Genomic DNA, 17,713 nt, shown 5'->3' on the forward strand with positions numbered 1-17,713 from the left:
TATGAAATGTCATTAAAACCAAGGATCTCTGAAAGTCCTACAGTGCGTTTACTTGATCTTAAATCAAAATCCAAGTCTTATTTTATAGTCGCATCTGTCGAGGTGGGTAATACCACGACCAAGTGCATTCTTACTGCTACCAATATGGACGATGGTAAGACCCGGCTTGTAACAAAGATCGTGAAAATGACAAGGGATGTCCGTGGTCCAAAGCCTGGAGAAGAAGTATTCGGGAGAACATTGAATGGTGTGGAGCTGACAAGACAGTCGGTTTCCGAACTTGTAAGGGATACTCTGCTTGGTGCTGTCAAAGAGGCAAACCTTGACATTGAGACTGACATTCACTTTGTAGTAAGGTCAACAGGTGTGGTTGCCGGGTTCGATAGCCCTGATGAGGTTGGTGAATTTATCAAGGCACTGGCAGACGGTTGTCTGATGGCAGGTGTACCACCGAACCGTATGACCCCTCCAATGTCATTAGGTAATCTACCTGAGAGGTTCCGTAAACACAGTAAACTTGAAAGAGTGATATTTGACGGTGCTGTGGCAAGCGTAATCCCTCCTGTGGGTTCAACAGGTGTCGAGATAGTTGCAAATGAAATGGAAGGTGAACTTGCAACTGCGGGTATCAAGGAAGGTGCCAAGTGGGTGGATGTCGATTTCCGCAACCCCTGTCTCTCAATGGACTTTGGTACCACACTGGATGGCAGGGTAATAAGTCCTGACCTGCCCTATGCAAAGACAATTGGCAACTTCTGTGGTTATGCAGGTGCAATTCCTGATGCTATTATTAAGGGAACAGGAATGGTGGACTCCAAAAAAGGTACAGCCCTTGATGTTTCAGAACACACATCACTGGATTTCCTTACGCAGAAACTAAAGGCAAAGGTCATCAAAGAATATGCTAACAGGATCCTGGAATACATTATCATAGAAAAAGTCCCAAAAGGTCGCAAAAGATACGGCAGTGTCCCGGTGAATCCGGAAGCTGCTGCTGAGATCGGGGTCGTGCTCATCGGTTGTGATGTCGGGAAAAATGGTACTGATATGGACAAGCTTTCAGAGCTTGGTGCCGAGATCTACCAGAAACACAAGATCAAGGTCCTCTTTGCAGTTATCGATGAAGTGATGGCAAGGATTATACAGCGTCTTGTAAAAGTGGGCCAGGATGAGGGAATTGTATTTGATGAGACTGCCATTGGAGTTACCGGAAGGGCAGGTATTACCGGAAATAAACCCAAACTGGTACTCAAATATCTGCATGAACTGGGCATCAACCACAACATCGAAGAGAATGTTGTCTTCGTGGATGACGGTCTTGCACGTGGTGCTGCTGTAATGGCAAGATGCATGAATTCCCTGGGTACTACATTTAACCCACTTGGTGGTCGCAGGCAGGGTAAGTGCATACTTGGACAGCGTATGAAGATGCAAAATAAGTAAAGTTTAAAAATTGGCAGGAAGAACCTGCCAATTTCATAATATAGAATATTAATAGTTATTTAGAGCCTGTTTCTTCTCTGTTGGCGCCTCATTTCTTTTTCAAACTCAATCTCATGCTTTTTTACTGTTCTTTCGTGCTTATTCGCCCTCTTGCCTTTCATTATTTCACCTCATAACTAACTCATGAAATGATAAATTTCCAACTACTCACGCTTTAAAACATTCAAGATAATTCAATAGTGATCTCTTTGCTCAACTCCATTAGCAACTTGGTATTTCTATATTGGAAAAATAAAAATATAAACTTTTTTGTGGTTGAATGGCGGTATTTTTATCGCTATAAATGGTACAATAAAAACTGCAGTAGGGCCATTATTCTGATCTTACATTTCTCAGTGCTTTTTCAACAGCTTTTTTATGCACTTCCCCGGAATCATGTATGCCTCCGGGCTTGCCTCGAACGGCTCTGCATGGGTATTGCTGAATGAGCAATCCTGCCTTTGCAGGCGCATCTTCTATATCTGTTCCTACAAGGCTGTCTGCCATGTGCCATGTACTTCCACAAGGTGCTCCCCGCACCACCTTAACTGCAGATATCTTGCCGCTACTTGTTTTGATTTCCAGTATTGGAGTTGATAGTTTTGAACTGAAATCCGATATCTCCGGTTTTTCTGAAAGTGTGCAACATATTTCCTCAACTTCTATATGCATGCCGTATTTCTTTGCAATTTGTTCAAGCTCTGTCACCGGCGCCTTTGCAGCTCCACCTGGAACTATCATGGACTTAACTCCCATTTTGCCTGCCATGTGTGCGATGGCTACGGTAAGGTCCGGATGCAGTGTATAAGCGATTATTATGTCACATTTGAAAACATTATTATCAATATCCAGCTGCCCTAAAAATTCCTCCGGCTCATCTATAAAGACTGGCAGTTGTTCGGGCACTGAAGTAGAGACGACTTCAAGGTCTGTCTTTGAAAGAATGGTATCTGTAAGCCGATGCCCGTATTTTCCTCTGGTGATAACGCCTATTGTAGTCATGGATAAACCTTTCAGGACTTTTACTGCATATAACATTAATATGCTTTGCCAGACATTTTTATATTAATAAATCAAATAAATAATGAGGTAATATCATGGAAGATCCAGGCTTTGCTACCGTATATTTCAGATGTAATGTTTGTGAATTCACATTTCAGGAAGACCCCAACCGTTTCCCTGTAAAATGTCTGCAATGTGGTTCTGAGGATGTTTATCGTATCTGAAGGGAACAAACACTAAAATACGACCTTATCTTTTTCATAGTTACATGTCAGTAAAGGGAAAACTCATAACTCTGGAAGGAATCGATGGTTCCGGCAAATCCACTATAACAAAGCGTCTGACTTCCAATCCGGATTTCAGTGATTTTGTATTTACGCGTGAACCTACAGGAAGCTGGATAGGCGAAGCTGTGGACCGTGCCATACATTCGGATACTGATAATCTTGCAGAGCTTCTGCTTTTCACCGCAGATCATGCCGAGCATATATCCAAGCTGATACTGCCTTCTCTTGAAAATGGGAAGAATGTCATATCTGACCGCTATTCTGGAAGCCGTTATGCATACCAGGGGATGACACTAAAAGACAGGTTTGAGGATCCCATGCAGTGGATACAGGATATTCATAGTGGCTGGACTCGGAATCCTGACCTGACCATACTTTTTGATATAGACCCGGCAATTGCAGTGCAAAGGTGCGGTGATCGTGGAGATAAGAGCAAATTCGAGAAGATAAGTTTTCTTGAAGGTGTTCGTAAGAACTATCTACGCCTTGCCCGGGAAAATCCGGGAGCATTCAGGATAATCGATACGAATAGAAGCATAGATGAAATAGAGTCTGAAGTAGTTGAATTGATCTCTTCTCTTCTCTGATTTTTGTTTGGCAGAAACATCCTTGATAATTTGCCATTTAATCATCATTTTTTTACAGAGAATAGGCATTTAACAGATTGCGAATAATTGTATATGTATAGTACAACTTCCTGTGGGGATGGGTAGTTGTTTTGGGGCAGGGGTCAATAAAAATGCTGAATTCAACGATAACAGAGAATGCTCCCTTTGGAATATTTGTTGTCGATAAAAACGACAATTTCATTCAGTTCAATAGCGCAATGGAATCCATTTCAGGCTTGAAGGCAAGCGATGTAATAGGGACGAACCTGTTAAAGGATATACCTGATCAAACTCTTGAAGGTGAGGGGAATTTCAAGCAATTATTTCTGAATACAAAATCTTCTCTCAAAAAAACCCATCGCAAAGAGATGCCCATCATAAATCCTGTGGGCGAACTCAGCTATCAAACAATTACTCTTCTACCCCTTATTGCTGACAATGGTAGCTATGATGGCATGATAGTTTATGTGGAAGAGGTGAGTGAGGGTCATAGGCGGGAGGAGAGTCTTCTTGATGAACTCCAGCATGCCAGGGAAATGAATTCCATCTATGCAGATATCCCTGTTATCTTTTTCAGATGGTCTGCTAAAGAGGGATGGCCAGTTGAGTTTGTTTCAGACAACATCTCTCAACTGGGTTATAAAAAAGAGGATTTCATTTCAGGTTCTCTTCAATTCAGGGATATTATGCATCCAGATGATGTCGAAAGGATAAAAGAACATACTAAAAATCTGGAGGCGAGCAACTACAGATATCATTACAACGAATTCCGTATCTTGAACAAGGAATGTAATCCTGTATGGGTGGATGAGATATCTGTGCTTAAGCTGGATGCTGATGGCCTTCCTTCCCACTATGATGGGATGATCATTAATGTTACGGATAGGGTAAAGGCTGAAAGTTCTCTTGCAAAGGAACGTGAATATCTCAACGATATAACTTCCAATCTTGAGATAGGCCTTTGCATAATATCTTCGGAATATCGCACATTGTGGGCAAATGATCACCTGAAGAAGGTATTCGGCGATGTTGAAGGTGAATTATGCTATAAAATCAACAACAAGAAATCAGCCATATGTGACAAAGATGCGGTACAACAGATCCTGGGAACCAGCAAGAATAAAGCAGTCACAGATCAAAGCGGTTTTGATGTCAACGGTAATCTCATATGGTCTCACATAATATCCACTCCTTTGCGTGATGATGAGGGTAATGTGTCATCTGTTATGCAGGTGGTCTTCCCCATAAATGAGATGAAGGCCACAGAAATGGAACTTCGGGAAAACAAGGCACGTCTGGAAAGCGTACTCAAGGCTGCACCTGTGGGGATGGGTGTGGTGTCTGGAGGCCGTGTTTTTGAAGAGGTTAACGACAGGCTCTGCGAAATGCTGGGTTATTCGAAGGAAGAGCTCCTGGGGCAGAGCATAAGAATGATATATCCGAGTGATGAGGTATTTGACTACATAGGCGATGTATATTATTCCCAGATGAGAGAATCCGGTATTGGGGAAATGGATATCCAGGTAGTTACCAAGGACGGCAGGACCCTTGATATTTTCCTTAGCTCCAGCCCAATTCATCCTGAGTTCTTTTCAAGAGGTATAACCTTCACAATGCTCGACATAACGAGCATGAAGGAAGCTGAGAGGGAACTTCAGAAGTATGCATTAGAACTTGAGAAAGCTAACAGATTAAAGGATCTTTTCTCTGACATAATCCACCATGACCTCCTAAGTCCTGCAGGCCTTGTAAAAGGCTATGCTGAGATCCTAGAAGAGATGGAGGATGATGAAAGGAAACTCCATATTCTGAACATGCTAGAGTCAAATAATAACAGGTTGATCGAGCTTATTGAAAGCGCTTCTAAATATGAGAAACTTAAATCCATTGACGAAATAGATTTCCACAAAGCAGATCTGGTGGATATTTTTAAGGATGTTGTGGGTGATCTTACCCCTCTTATCAAGGGTAAGGGGCTAGATATCACAGTCTCTTCAAAAGGTCCATGTGCTTCATGTGTGAATACTCTTGTTAGCGAGGCTTTCTTTAACATTCTTTCCAATGCTATCAAATACAGTCCTGAAAACGAAAAGATAGATATCGATTTTCTCGATGCGGGTGGTTTCTGGAACGTAAAGGTAACAGATCGCGGTGAGGGTGTATCCGATAAAAATAAGGTTTTGATATTCGAGCGCTTTAAACGGGTTGACAAAAAAGGTGTAAAGGGTACAGGCCTTGGCCTTGCCATAGTTAAACGCATCATGGACTTACATGGTGGCGATTATGGGGTAGAGGACAACCCGGAAGGCAGGGGAAGTGTATTCTGGTTGTCACTGAAAAAATGCTGATGCCAATTCCTGTTATAAAAAAAGATTAGAGTCCGTTCTCGTCGGCAAATTTGACAAGAGCTTCCCCAAGGGCACGAACATATTTAGGATTGATGTTGAAACGTCCCTTTTTCTGTCCGCTTCTCTCTTTTGCGATCTCTACATACTCATTTTCGTATCTTTCGCTTGATGCAAGACTAATTGTCAGGAACCAGCCTGCTCCCATCTTGATCTCGCCGTAGCCTTCTCCAACTTCTATTTTATCATCATTATCTGCCATGGTATCACCAATAAATATTATTGTACAAGCTCCAAAGGTATGGATGCATTGTGTAATGCAGTTGCCACAAGAGCACCTTTGATGCCTATCTTCTCCAATGTCTCAATGTCTTCAACATTGCGGACACCGCCGCCAAGGAGTACATTGTGTTCTGAAATAGAAACGATTTTACTTAAGAATTGTGAATCCACACCACTGGCTGTGCCAACTCTGTCAAGGTCCAGGATGATTATGTCCTTTAATTTAAGGTCGTTTAGCATAGTCACGATCTCAATGGGGTCATCTGGCATTGTCGGGTCCTTTGTGAGTATCCTACCGTGTTTCTTGTCAATACTGACGGTAACTCTTCCCGGATACGCGCTTGCAACTTCCCTTATCGTGTCCATGGATGCGGTTTCAGTACCAAGTATCACAGTCTGGACGATCTCCAGAACGTCATCAGCATTTGCAGGCTCCACGATTCCCGGATCAAGCATGGTATTTGCTTTATTTGCTACTGCTGATATGACCTCAAAGTTCTTCTCACGCTTACCGATGTTCTCAAGGATATTGAGGTCTGCAATGTAAACCTCTTTTGGTCTTATGGTTTCGACTATGTCATTAGCATCGGAACTGTTACAAATGCGACTGGTGAAATGGACTGGTTTATACTCACTTCGGTCCCCTCCCTGTGCATGAACAACTGTCCTGTTGAAAATGTCAAGAACGAAGATGATACGAAACATATATAATTGATACATCTGTCATGCTATAAAAAAGAGGTTAGTATCATGAAATTACTCATCAGTCCTATCAATCCGGAAGAGGCTATCGCAGCGCATGAAGGCGGTGCTGACATTGTTGATGTTAAGAATCCTAAAGAAGGTTCACTTGGTGCAAACTTCCCATGGGTCATAAGATCAGTGAAGGAATCCATTAACTCCGAAAAGCCTATCAGTGCAACCATTGGCGATTTTAATTTCAAGCCAGGTACTGCATCCCTTGCAGCTCTTGGTGCTGCGGTTGCAGGTGCAGATTATATCAAGGTTGGCCTGTATGATGTACAGACCGAGGAACAGGCTCTGGAAATGCTTACCAATATCACAAGATCTGTGAAGGATTACAATCCTGATCTTAAGGTAGTTGCATCTGGCTATTCCGATTATGAGCGCATCAATTCCATTAATCCTCATCTGCTTCCTGCCATTGGCGCAAAAGCAGGTGTTGATGTGGTAATGGTAGACACAGGTATCAAGGACGGCCGCTCAACCTTTGAGTTCATGGATGAAGAAGAGCTTACTCGCTTTACGGGTGCAATTCGTGAAGTAGGTCTTGAGTCCGCACTTGCCGGAACTCTCAAGTTCGAAGATCTTCCTGTACTCAAGCGCATCCAGCCTGACATCATAGGTGTTCGTGGAATGGTGTGTGGCGGAGACCGTAATTCCTGCATAAAGGCAGAGCTTGTTGATAAATTGAAGAATGAGATGTAATCCCATTTGATTCTTTTTTTTCTTTTTTCATCGATAAATTGCTTCGTATCTTCCAGATGATTAGCCGTAGCTGTGCTTTTCCAGTCACCATTGAATACTTATTAATTGCAGACGTAGATACTGATACTGAATATAATATCGTTCTGCGGTGATGAGAGTTGACAGAGGAGATTAGCGTTAGTGTTGGCCAGGCATATCCTCGTGATGCGGGCAGGGGTATAGCCAGGCTTGACAAGGACCTGATGGAAAAGATTGCTGTGATCAGTGGTGACATCGTTGAGATAAAGGCTAAGGATGTCTGTTATGCCATTGTATGGCCGGGTTTTCTTGATGACTCGGGAAAAGAGGTCATCAGGATCGACGGAAATCTTAGAAATAATGCAAAAGTGAGCATTGATGATAAGGTAGTTGTGAGGAAGGTTTCGGTGCAGGAGGCTGAACGGATAGTCCTTGCCCCCACAAGAGAAACCACTCTTGTAGGTGGTTCACGTTTCATCCTGCGGATACTGGAAGGCCGTCCCATCGCCAAGGGTCAGAATGTCCGTGTGGAGACCGTAAATAATCCTATATCTTTTGCAGTATTGTCTACCAAGCCACAAGGCCCCGTTATTGTTACACGGAATACGCAAATTCAGTTACGTGAGAATGCCGTTGTTCAGGATGAGGTTACAGGGCAGATCACATATGAGGACATAGGTGGCCTCAAGCGAGAGTTAGGGCTTGTAAGGGAGATGATCGAACTACCTCTGAAGCATCCGGAACTCTTCCAGAAACTGGCTGTTGACCCTCCTAAGGGTGTTTTGCTCTACGGCCCACCCGGAACAGGCAAGACCATGATAGCAAGGGCAGTTGCAAGTGAGAGTGATGCCAATTTTATTTCGGTGAGTGGTCCGGAGATCGTTTCCAAATATTATGGGGAGAGCGAGCAGAAGTTACGTGAGATATTCGAGGAAGCGGAGAAGGACTCTCCTTCGATCATTTTTATTGATGAGGTAGATTCCATAGCTCCCAAGCGTGATGAGGTGGTGGGTGAGATGGAGCGCAGGATAGTTGCCCAGTTGTTGTCCCTGATGGATGGCCTTGCCTCAAGGGGAAGGGTTGTTGTGATAGCTGCTACCAATCGTCCAAATTCCATTGACGAGGCGCTGCGTCGTGGGGGGCGCTTTGACAGGGAGATAGAGGTAGGTATCCCGGATTGTGGTGGCAGGCTGCAGATACTTTATGTTCATACAAGGGGCATGCCTCTTGAAGAAGGTCTTGACCTGCAGGAAATAGCTGATGTGACTCATGGTTTTGTGGGTGCTGACCTGTCATCCTTGTGCAAGGAAGCCGCCATGCACGCTTTGAGGCGCATGCTTCCTGAATTGCATATGGATGATGTTGAGGATGAGATACCTGCGGAGTTCATGGAAAAGCTGGAAGTCACACGCAGGGATTTCGATGATGCCCTGAAGAATATAGAACCATCGGCAATGCGTGAGGTATTCGTGGAAGTGCCCCGGGTGAAATGGGATGAGATAGGTGGTCTTGGAAAGGCAAAACAGGAACTCATTGAAGCCGTGGAGTGGCCTCTCAAATATCCGGAACTCTTTGAGGCTGTGGCTACGAAACCTCCACGGGGCATCATGCTTTTTGGCCCGCCTGGTACTGGAAAGACCATGCTCGTAAAGGCTGTGGCAACGGAGAGCGCTGCGAATTTCATCAGCATCAAGGGACCTGAGCTCTTTAGCCGTTACGTGGGAGAATCTGAGAGGGCGGTACGTGAGACATTCCGTAAGGCCAAACAGGCTGCACCTACGGTTATCTTTTTCGATGAGATTGATTCCATGGCATCTGAGCGTGGTTCCAGTGTGGATGCTCATACCACCGAGCGTGTGGTAAGCCAGATACTTACGGAAATTGACGGTGTGGAGGAGCTTAAGGACGTTGTGATAATAGCAGCTACCAACCGCCCTGATATCGTTGATCCTGCTCTGCTGCGGCCGGGACGTTTTGACAGGCTGATCTATGTGCGACCACCGGACAAGGAAAGCAGAGTGCTGATATTCAACATCCATCTCAAGGATAAGCCCCTGGCTGATGATATAGATGTACAGGAGCTCGCCGAGATGACCGAAGGCTATGTGGGTGCTGATATCGGGTCAATTTGCCGTGAAGCTACAATGCTGGCTCTGCGTGAGATAGTGACTCCGGGCATCGACAGACAGGAAGTCATGAAAAAAGCCGTTGATATCAAGGTTACAATGGAGCAGTTCCATAAGGCAATAAAAAGGGTAAAGCCAACCACATCCCGTACTGCCATGAGTTTTTACGAGCAGGCGGCTGAGGCTTTCGCACGTTACGCGGTCAATGAGGATGAGCGTGTTCCGGATACGGATGAGAGGGCTTATCAGTAATTATTCTGAACCGGAAGTCAATAATGACTGCCGGTCCTGTCTTCTTCTTTCTATGCAGTCTGAATAATCTATTCTCTTACCTATTTGAGTTCCTGATACTTTCAATAAGGTTTTCTTTGCTGAACATTCCTTTCTGCAATACTCCTGAAACAGTGTCCTGAGCTTCATAATTTTCAATACCCATGGAGGTACAGATTATAATGGGTATATCAATGGTCTCCTTTCTATTCTTGAGGGCCTGTATAACATCAAAGCCAGTTACCTCTGGCATCGTGAGGTCAAGAACTATCACGTCTGGATTTTCTTTCAGGGCAAAATCGATGGCATCCTGGCCGCCATAAGCTGGAAGTACCTCAAAATCCTCTCCTTCCAACATTTCTGTGATCAGATCGACAGCATCTTTCTCATCGTCCACCACCAGTACCTTGAGAGGGCTCTTTGGATCATTCTCCTTCAATTTGTCCAGTGTTGCTAGCATTATCTTCTTTTCAACGGGCTTGGTGAAATAATCCACCGCTCCCCACACTATTCCCATCTCTTTGTCATCGGTCATCGACGTGATGATGACTGGGATATCATGAGTTCTTTCTTCATCTCTCAGGTGCTTCAATACTTCCCATCCATCCATCTTAGGCATCATTATGTCCAGGGTTATGGCAAAGGGTTTCATACTGTTTGCAAGCTCAAGTGCTTCTTTTCCACTGGCAACTGATGCCACACGGTATCCTTCATATGCCAGAGTGAATTCCAGCAGTTCTCTGGAATCATCATCGTCCTCCACTACAAGTATTAGTGGTTCATTGCCCGTGGAATTTTCAGGTTCTATTATATGAGGGATAGTCTGAACCGATTCATTATTATCGTTAATCGGTTCCATTTCCATCTCTTCTGCATCATCCGGATTGATATTTTTCTCCAGAGGCAGTTCAAAAGTAAAAGTTGTACCTTTTCCAGGAGCACTTTCGAACCAGATGTTTCCTTTATGCAATTCTAAGAATCTTTTCACGAGGGAAAGGCCAAGTCCTGTTCCTTCATAGTGGCGGTTTGTGGCAGAGTCGATCTGTGTGAAGGGCTGGAACAACTTGCTCTGATTCTCCTCATCTATTCCTATGCCATTATCTTTTACCGTGAAGCATGCCTTATTCCCAAGCATATTTGCAGAGATGTCTATCATCCCACCATCTGGGGTGAACTTGATGGCATTGCTCACAAGATTGAAGAGTATCTGTTTGAACCTGATCTTGTCTGCATGGATATACTTAAGTTTCTGATCTCTGTGAAATTTCACATTGTGTTTTTTCTGATCTGCAAGAGGTGCTATCAGTTGACTGACTTCAGTTATTGTTTCCTCTACTTTGAATACTTCGTAGTCCAGTACCATCTTGCCTGCTTCAATTTTGGAAATGTCCAATACGTTGTTGATCAAAGAAAGCAGGTGATTTCCACTGGTAGATATGTTCCCAAGGAACTTTTTCTGCATGTCGCTGATATCTCCCACACTGCCTCCTATGATCAGGTCAGAGAATCCGATGATGGAATTGAGTGGTGTACGCAGTTCATGACTCATGGTTGCAAGAAAATCACTCTTGGCACGGTTTGAAGACTCGGCAGCAACTTTTGCTTCTATCAGGCCCTGCTCGGCTTCCTTAATCTTCGTCATATCAACAAAACTCTCTATGAGGTACTCTTTTCCAGAAAGATTGGCTGATACTGCTGATTTCAGGATCGGTATCTTTTTGCCAGCTCCATTTATCAACACACGTTCTGATTTATCCACTACCAATCCTTTGTCAGTGATGGGGCAGTTTCCTTTTTCCGCAGTATATACAAATTGATGGCACTGATTTCCGATTATCTTTTCTTTAGGAAGTCCTATCATAGACTCGGCAACGGGGTTTGAATCAACGATCTCATGGGTCTGTTTATCAATTACGAGAACTCCGCTAATGATATTTTTAAGGATGGCATCAATTCTTTCCTTGTGTTCCTGTTCCATCTGTTGGACTCTGACTCTGTCAGTTATGTTATTGGCACAATATACTGCTCCTATGCTACTCTGATTGTGTAACAGTGGTCCTACATGCCATTCGTAGGTCAATCCATTTTTGAGGTTCAGATGGATCTTATCAACGCTTGAATTATTTTGTAAATATTCTATGGTCTCTGTGTTTCCATTATCATTCCTTGAGCTTGAGGCAATATACTCCAGGATCCTTGTGACATCGTTCTGCTCCAACATATCAGTGTTCAGATCCCACATATCGATGAATTTTGAGTTCATGATAACTCTGGAATTCATGTCAACGATCATTATTCCTGTATCCATGGAGTTAAGACTCGATTCCAGTATGTCCAGTGTTTTAATGATAGTTCCTTTTTCTTCCAGGGATCCCAGCATATAGTTGATGTTGTTCGCGAGTCCGTGCAGTTCATCATCACCTTTCATTTGCAGGCGAGAAGAAAGGGATCCGCTCTCAGTGATATATGCAAGTTTCACGTTTAATAGGGACAAAGGTTTCAGCACCGATCTTTCCAGTGATAAAGTGACTATCAATCCATAGACAAATCCCAGTAATAGAAATACAATGAACAGATATTGTTTTGTCTCCTCTCCCTGTTGGTGTATGGATCGGGGTATTTCCGCACTAAGGGTCAGTATAGGTTCTCCATTGATATCTTTGAGCACAGTAGTTCCTAATACTGAACTATCGCTTAGGTAGTCGATAGATATCTCTCCAGTTCCTGAGGCGAGCATGACGGATGAGTCTTTTTGTGGTACAGCATCACTTTGCTCTATCTTCTTTATATCGAGATCAAGGAGGGTCTTTTCTTCTAGCTCTTCAATGAGAGCCTGATCCAGGTATCTGGCCATAATTAAAGTACCTGCTATTGGTTTTTCCCTTGAGTTCCGGGTGATGGGGCAGGATGCAATAAGCAAAGTTCCTTCCGGGGAATCGATAATGCCTGATAAAGTGCTGTATCCATCGGGGTGGGAGAATAATGCTTCTTTAGAAGCTATATGATCAGTTAATGTGGGTGATATTTCCATTTCCTCGTAGCTGTCAAAGTCCGCCCCCATACTATAGTATAGTTGGTTGGAAGCATCATAGTACAACACCATATTTGCTCCCATATTTACCAGGGTTTCAGCATCCAGGTTGGAATCAATGTATCCATCATATTCTCCCAGCATGAAATAATATGTGTCATCCCATGGCGCCCAGTCAGAGTCAACGGCTTCCAGGAAAAGTATCTCTGTATTTAGTGCAGTATTTGCCCTCTGGATATTATCCGAAATCTCCTGTTTTTCCAGTTTATCATAGCTGTTTCCCATGATCTGTTCGGTGGCGCCTATTAGGGATACGAAGAGGATTATGAAGGCAATTCCAAGCATTAACAGTGTTTTACTGCGTATTTTCATTTCTTCCACCTTCATTTAGCAAGAAAATAATTCACTTCATCCATGAATGTTGACACATCTATTGGCTTGGAGATATAGCCGATGCAGCCTGCCTCTATGAAGTGTTTTTCATCTCCTTTCATGGCATGTGCTGTCAGTGCTACAACAGGCACTTCTGTTTGTTTCAGGTCTTCCCTGATCATCTTGAGGACTTCCAGCCCATCTATTCCGGGTAACTGTATGTCCATTAGTATCAGGTCTAAATTTGTGTTCTGTACCCTTTCCAGCGCATCCTGCCCATTGAAAGCCTGTGTAACATCCACTCCGTTGGTCGTAAGTAGGTAGTTAACAAGCTCCATATTCATGGGGTTATCTTCCACAACAAGTATTTTGGTCATATCCATCCCTTTAAGTATAAGTTATTTTTATAAAGTGACATTATATAGTAAGGGTTATATATTTTTCGTTGACGTGGTAAAATACTGAAACAAACCCAGATGATATTTTGCTAATTATGTGACGTGACTACCACCTAATTCAGGGAAAACTACCCAAAAATACTTTAACTCAAACACCCCCATTATTATATATTGTCTAAATTGGGGGTTCACATGCTAAAACAGCGCTTTGTTCTTGATACCACTGCATTGACTGATCTGCAGATGAGGGGGACCGTTGGGGCTGACGGCATATGTGATGGCATGAAGGAGCTTCTGGAGCTTGTGGCTTCAGTGAGGCTTAAGCTTGGGATCAGCTGCTATGTCCCGTTTCCTTCGGTCTATGATGAATTGCATGAATTTGCAAAGAACAACAAATGTGATTCAGAGGTCATCGCCAAGATAGATACCTGGCTTGTGAAAAAAGCTCCTGACAGGTACAACGTGCAGATACCTTCCAAGGTTTTCCATGAGTATGTCTCCCATATGCGTGAGCGCATCAACAAGGGTATGGTCATAGCCGAGGAGACTATCTGGAACGCATCAACCGAATGTCTGCTCACCACCACCAAGGCTGAGGTCAAAAAGGATATCGATGCAGACATTGAAAGACGTGTTATCGGGGGGCATATAGGCAAGTTCAGGAATAAGTATCGTGCAGCACTACGCTACGGCATCCTTGATAGTGCGCCGGACATCGACGTGCTCATCCTTGCAAAGGAACTGGATGCAGCCGTGGTGGCAGGTGATTTCGGTATTCAGAAATGGGCTGAGGAATTGGGAGTAAGATTCGTTCCTGCAAGTACATTTCCTATGATATTGAAGGAATATCTGAAACATTCAGACAAGGTCAATATATCATCTGAAAAAGACAATGAATTAAAGTAGATCTGTTCATCTTCATTGCCGGCGGGGTCCGGTATAGTATCTATTTAGGAGTGCTTTGCGGGGGTAGAGTATGCGAAACATAACAGTAGAAGAATTCAGGTGGTCAGGTGCTGGCAGACAACACCTTGAGATTGTGGAAAGAAAGGGTTTGGGTCATCCTGACAGTATATGCGATACCATCATGGACCGTATCTCTGTAGCCCTTTGTGCAGAGTATCTGGAAAAGTTTGGGGGCATCCTGCATCATAATGTTGACAAGTCCCTGCTTGTAGCCGGACAGACCAGGGGGGCATTTGGTGGTGGCAATGTCATTGATCCTATGTTACTTGTCATAGGTGATCGTGCAACCTTTGAGGCTGAAGGTGTGGAGGTGGATGTCAATAACATTGCCATGGACACTGCAAGTAACTGGTTCGATGAGAACATGCGTTTCGTTGAACCTGAATTCGTGGATTATCAGATCGAGCTGAAGCATGGCTCGGCAGAACTTACGGATATATTCAAGAGGAAGGAAGGGGTACTGGGCTCCAACGATACCTCTGCAGCGGTTGGTTATGCGCCTCTATCGTTTACTGAAAAAGCGGTTCTTGATACTGAGAATTATCTCAATTCCTCTGATTTCAAGACTATGTTTCCCGAATCAGGAGAGGACATTAAGGTTATGGGTGTAAGGAGGGGCAATGGACTGGATCTGACAGTTGCCATGCCTCTGGTTGATCGGTTTGTGGGGGGTGAAGACCAGTATTTCCTGATGAAGGAAGAACTTCTGGATGCAATGGATATTTACCTTCTGGATTATGTGGGAGAAAAGTATAACAACATAGTTCCTTCTGTCTCGCTTAATACTCTTGATATCCCGGGACGTGGCCTTGACGGTGTCTATACCAGCGTGACAGGTAGTTCAGCTGAAGATGCAGACTGTGGTCAGGTGGGACGTGGTAATCGTGTGAATGGTATCATTCCTCTCAACCGTCCCGTAAGCAGTGAAGCTGCAGCAGGTAAGAATCCGGTGAGCCATGTGGGGAAGATATATAACGTGCTCTCCCACAGAATCGCAGAAAAGATATACAGCAGTGTTCCCGATGTTGCAGAGGCATATGTCTGGCTTTTAAGCGACATAGGTGCTCCAATAGATGACCCGAAGGTGGCTGCAGCTCAGGTTGTAATGGAAAAAGGGTCGATAAGTTCAGTGGAGAATGAGGTTATAGAAGTAATGGAATCTGAACTTGAGGACATACAGGAATTCTGTATGCAACTTGCAAGGGGCATGTTCCCAATCTGTTGAATCATGCGCCTGCTATGAATGAAATCAGTGCGAATAGCATTGCGAGCTTGAACATCTTTGATGATCTTGCAGGATCATTCTTGCCGAGTATCTCATACACAGCAACGGCGACGAGTATGTCTGCTATCGCCACGATGAACAGATACCTGATGCTCATCAGCGATTGAAGATATGGCAATGGGCTTACAAGTACCGCTACAATTCCTATCATGGATGCCAGATAAGCAGCTTTTTGTGCCCCTATTAGTATGGGGAGAGTGCGAGCACCATCTATTTTGTCGCCTTCGATATCTTCTATGTCTTTTACTATCTCACGTGCGGTAGTTGCCAGCGTTGCAAGCAGGATCAGTACAAAAACCCCATTTATCCCGCCGTTATCAAAGAACACTGCTCCTCCGAAGAGGAAGGTTGAACCTGTGAGATATCCCACTGCAATGTTGCCAAAAAGCGCAGTGCGTTTCAGTGTACTGGCGTAGTAGATGAGCAACAGTGAATTGATAAATGCAATGGCGACGCAGGCAAAATTTATCGTTGCTGCCAGCAGAGTTCCCATGGCAAACAATGCCAGCGAGAAATAGAGTGCTGTCGACAATCCTATTTTTCCTGAAGGAATGGGTCTTTCAGGTTTATTGATCCTGTCGATATCAACATCGAAATAATCATTAATGGCATTGCCTGCCCCGGTCACAAGGAATACTACAAGAAAAACCAGTAATGATTCTATAAATGGAAGTGATGTGAATTGATCCGGGTTGTTGGATGCCAGTATGTTATATGCTATGAATACACCGATCGTAGCGGCAATACCTGCCATGGCACAATTGCCCGAGCGCATAAGTTTAAGATATGGATTCATGCCTACTCACTAAATTATCTGCTGCGTTTGACTTTCAGCATCCTTTCAAGTGAATGCCTGGCTTTTACCTGTATATCATCGGGAACAGTTATCTTATACTGCATAAATTCCAGGGATTGAAGTAATGTCTGAAGGTTAATTGCCTTCATTTCAGGACAGACTGCAAATTCCGATGCCATGTAAAAGCTCTTGTCAGGATTTTCTTTCCTGAGTCTGTGCATCATTCCATTTTCAGTGGCAATGATGAATTCTGTGCTGTCAGATTCCCTGGCGTAGCTGATCATCCCGGTTGTACTGAATACCTTGTCCGAGATGTCCAGAACTTCCCTGCGACATTCGGGGTGTGCAAGTACTTCTGCATTTGGATGTTCTTTCTTTGCCTTGATGATATCTTCTGGCAATATCTGGTTATGTGTGGGGCAGTAACCTTCCCAGGGGATTATTGTTTTTGTAGTGAAACGGGACACATAGTCTGCCAGGTTCTTGTCTGGTACAAAGAGTATCTCCTGTTCTTCAAGTGAATTTACAACTTCCACTGCATTTGCTGAAGTACAGCAGATGTCACTCTCTGCTTTCACTTCGGCAGTTGAGTTCACGTAACAGACTACGGCAGCATTAGGATACTTTTTCTTCTCCGTGCGTAGTGCGTCCGCAGTAACCATGGATGCCATGGGGCAGCCTGCATATATTTCCGGCAATAATACGGTTTTTTCAGGGCTGAGTATGGCTGCACTTTCTGCCATGAAGTGTACGCCACAGAATACGATCACGTCTGCTTCCTGTTCAATTGCCTGCTGGCTGAGTCCCAGGGAGTCCCCTGTAAAATCAGCAATGTCCTGTATCTCGCCCCTTTCGTAATTATGTGCGAGAATCACAGCATTACGCTTTTTTTTCAGATCATTGATCTTATCGATAATGATTTGCATGTCATCCATAGAATCACTATTACTAATTATTAAGTACTTTATAGTTGCGTGGGATCGATCGTGGAAATGT

The 17,713-nt window shown here is 43.9% G+C and carries 15 protein-coding genes; 8 read left to right on the top strand and 7 right to left on the bottom strand.

Going from position 1 to position 17,713, the window contains the following annotated elements:
* The first annotated feature begins 6 nt into the window (after window positions 1-6).
* Entirely contained in the window at window positions 7-1,443 is a 1,437-nt protein-coding gene (locus V7O66_RS12855; protein WP_406660710.1) for a methanogenesis marker 14 protein, read from the top strand.
* A 372-nt stretch (window positions 1,444-1,815) separates the two neighbouring features.
* Here V7O66_RS12855 and V7O66_RS12860 read toward each other — a convergent pair whose 3' ends face one another.
* Window positions 1,816-2,484: a DUF166 domain-containing protein gene (locus V7O66_RS12860; RefSeq protein WP_406660711.1), complete on the bottom strand. Its 669-nt coding sequence runs from the start codon at window positions 2,482-2,484 to the stop codon at window positions 1,816-1,818.
* Window positions 2,485-2,579: 95 nt separating this feature from the next.
* Between V7O66_RS12860 and V7O66_RS12865 the strand changes: the two genes are divergently transcribed.
* The 3 genes from V7O66_RS12865 to V7O66_RS12875 all read left to right on the top strand — a co-directional run bounded on the left by V7O66_RS12865 (window position 2,580) and on the right by V7O66_RS12875 (window position 5,727).
* Window positions 2,580-2,708, top strand: coding sequence for a hypothetical protein (locus tag V7O66_RS12865; RefSeq protein WP_406660712.1), 129 nt, complete (start codon window positions 2,580-2,582; stop codon window positions 2,706-2,708).
* 44 nt (window positions 2,709-2,752) lie between these two features.
* Window positions 2,753-3,358, top strand: a complete 606-nt coding sequence (gene tmk / locus V7O66_RS12870; RefSeq protein ID WP_406660713.1) for a dTMP kinase — start codon at window positions 2,753-2,755, stop codon at window positions 3,356-3,358.
* Window positions 3,359-3,510: 152 nt separating this feature from the next.
* A complete protein-coding gene (locus V7O66_RS12875; RefSeq protein ID WP_406660714.1) occupies window positions 3,511-5,727 on the top strand; it encodes a PAS domain S-box protein in 2,217 nt (738 codons plus the stop codon).
* 25 nt (window positions 5,728-5,752) lie between these two features.
* Here V7O66_RS12875 and V7O66_RS12880 read toward each other — a convergent pair whose 3' ends face one another.
* Together V7O66_RS12880 and V7O66_RS12885 are read right to left on the bottom strand one after the other, a co-directional pair.
* Window positions 5,753-5,986, bottom strand: coding sequence for a hypothetical protein (locus V7O66_RS12880; protein WP_406660715.1), 234 nt, complete (start codon window positions 5,984-5,986; stop codon window positions 5,753-5,755).
* A gap of 17 nt (window positions 5,987-6,003) precedes the next feature.
* Entirely contained in the window at window positions 6,004-6,711 is a 708-nt protein-coding gene (locus V7O66_RS12885; RefSeq protein WP_406660716.1) for a HisA/HisF-related TIM barrel protein, read from the bottom strand.
* 45 nt (window positions 6,712-6,756) lie between these two features.
* On the opposite strand from V7O66_RS12885, the gene V7O66_RS12890 reads away from it, so the two are divergent.
* Window positions 6,757-7,455 carry a (5-formylfuran-3-yl)methyl phosphate synthase gene (locus V7O66_RS12890; protein ID WP_406660717.1) on the top strand — a complete coding sequence of 233 codons (699 nt, stop codon included), beginning with the start codon at window positions 6,757-6,759 and terminating at the stop codon, window positions 7,453-7,455.
* Window positions 7,456-7,613: 158 nt separating this feature from the next.
* Complete coding sequence (locus V7O66_RS12895) at window positions 7,614-9,851, top strand: CDC48 family AAA ATPase (protein WP_406660718.1); 2,238 nt, start codon at window positions 7,614-7,616, stop codon at window positions 9,849-9,851.
* Between the two features lie 76 nt (window positions 9,852-9,927).
* Here the strand turns inward: V7O66_RS12895 and V7O66_RS12900 are convergent, their stop codons facing one another.
* Both V7O66_RS12900 and V7O66_RS12905 read right to left on the bottom strand, forming a co-directional pair.
* Window positions 9,928-13,272, bottom strand: coding sequence for a response regulator (locus tag V7O66_RS12900; RefSeq protein WP_406660719.1), 3,345 nt, complete (start codon window positions 13,270-13,272; stop codon window positions 9,928-9,930).
* Between the two features lie 11 nt (window positions 13,273-13,283).
* Window positions 13,284-13,649 (bottom strand): response regulator, encoded by a 366-nt coding sequence (locus V7O66_RS12905; RefSeq protein WP_406660720.1) that lies wholly within the window; start codon window positions 13,647-13,649, stop codon window positions 13,284-13,286.
* A 213-nt stretch (window positions 13,650-13,862) separates the two neighbouring features.
* On the opposite strand from V7O66_RS12905, the gene V7O66_RS12910 reads away from it, so the two are divergent.
* Together V7O66_RS12910 and V7O66_RS12915 are read left to right on the top strand one after the other, a co-directional pair.
* Window positions 13,863-14,576, top strand: coding sequence for an RNA ligase partner protein (locus tag V7O66_RS12910; RefSeq protein ID WP_406660721.1), 714 nt, complete (start codon window positions 13,863-13,865; stop codon window positions 14,574-14,576).
* A 70-nt stretch (window positions 14,577-14,646) separates the two neighbouring features.
* Entirely contained in the window at window positions 14,647-15,861 is a 1,215-nt protein-coding gene (locus tag V7O66_RS12915) for a methionine adenosyltransferase (protein ID WP_406660722.1), read from the top strand.
* Window position 15,862: 1 nt separating this feature from the next.
* Here the strand turns inward: V7O66_RS12915 and V7O66_RS12920 are convergent, their stop codons facing one another.
* Entirely contained in the window at window positions 15,863-16,717 is an 855-nt protein-coding gene (locus V7O66_RS12920) for a geranylgeranylglycerol-phosphate geranylgeranyltransferase (protein ID WP_406660723.1), read from the bottom strand.
* A gap of 14 nt (window positions 16,718-16,731) precedes the next feature.
* Window positions 16,732-17,652, bottom strand: a complete 921-nt coding sequence (gene nadA, locus V7O66_RS12925) for a quinolinate synthase NadA (protein ID WP_406660724.1) — start codon at window positions 17,650-17,652, stop codon at window positions 16,732-16,734.
* Window positions 17,653-17,713: the final 61 nt, after the last annotated feature.

The sequence above is a fragment of the Methanolobus sp. ZRKC3 genome, from assembly GCF_045291275.1.
Lineage (GTDB): Archaea > Halobacteriota > Methanosarcinia > Methanosarcinales > Methanosarcinaceae > Methanolobus.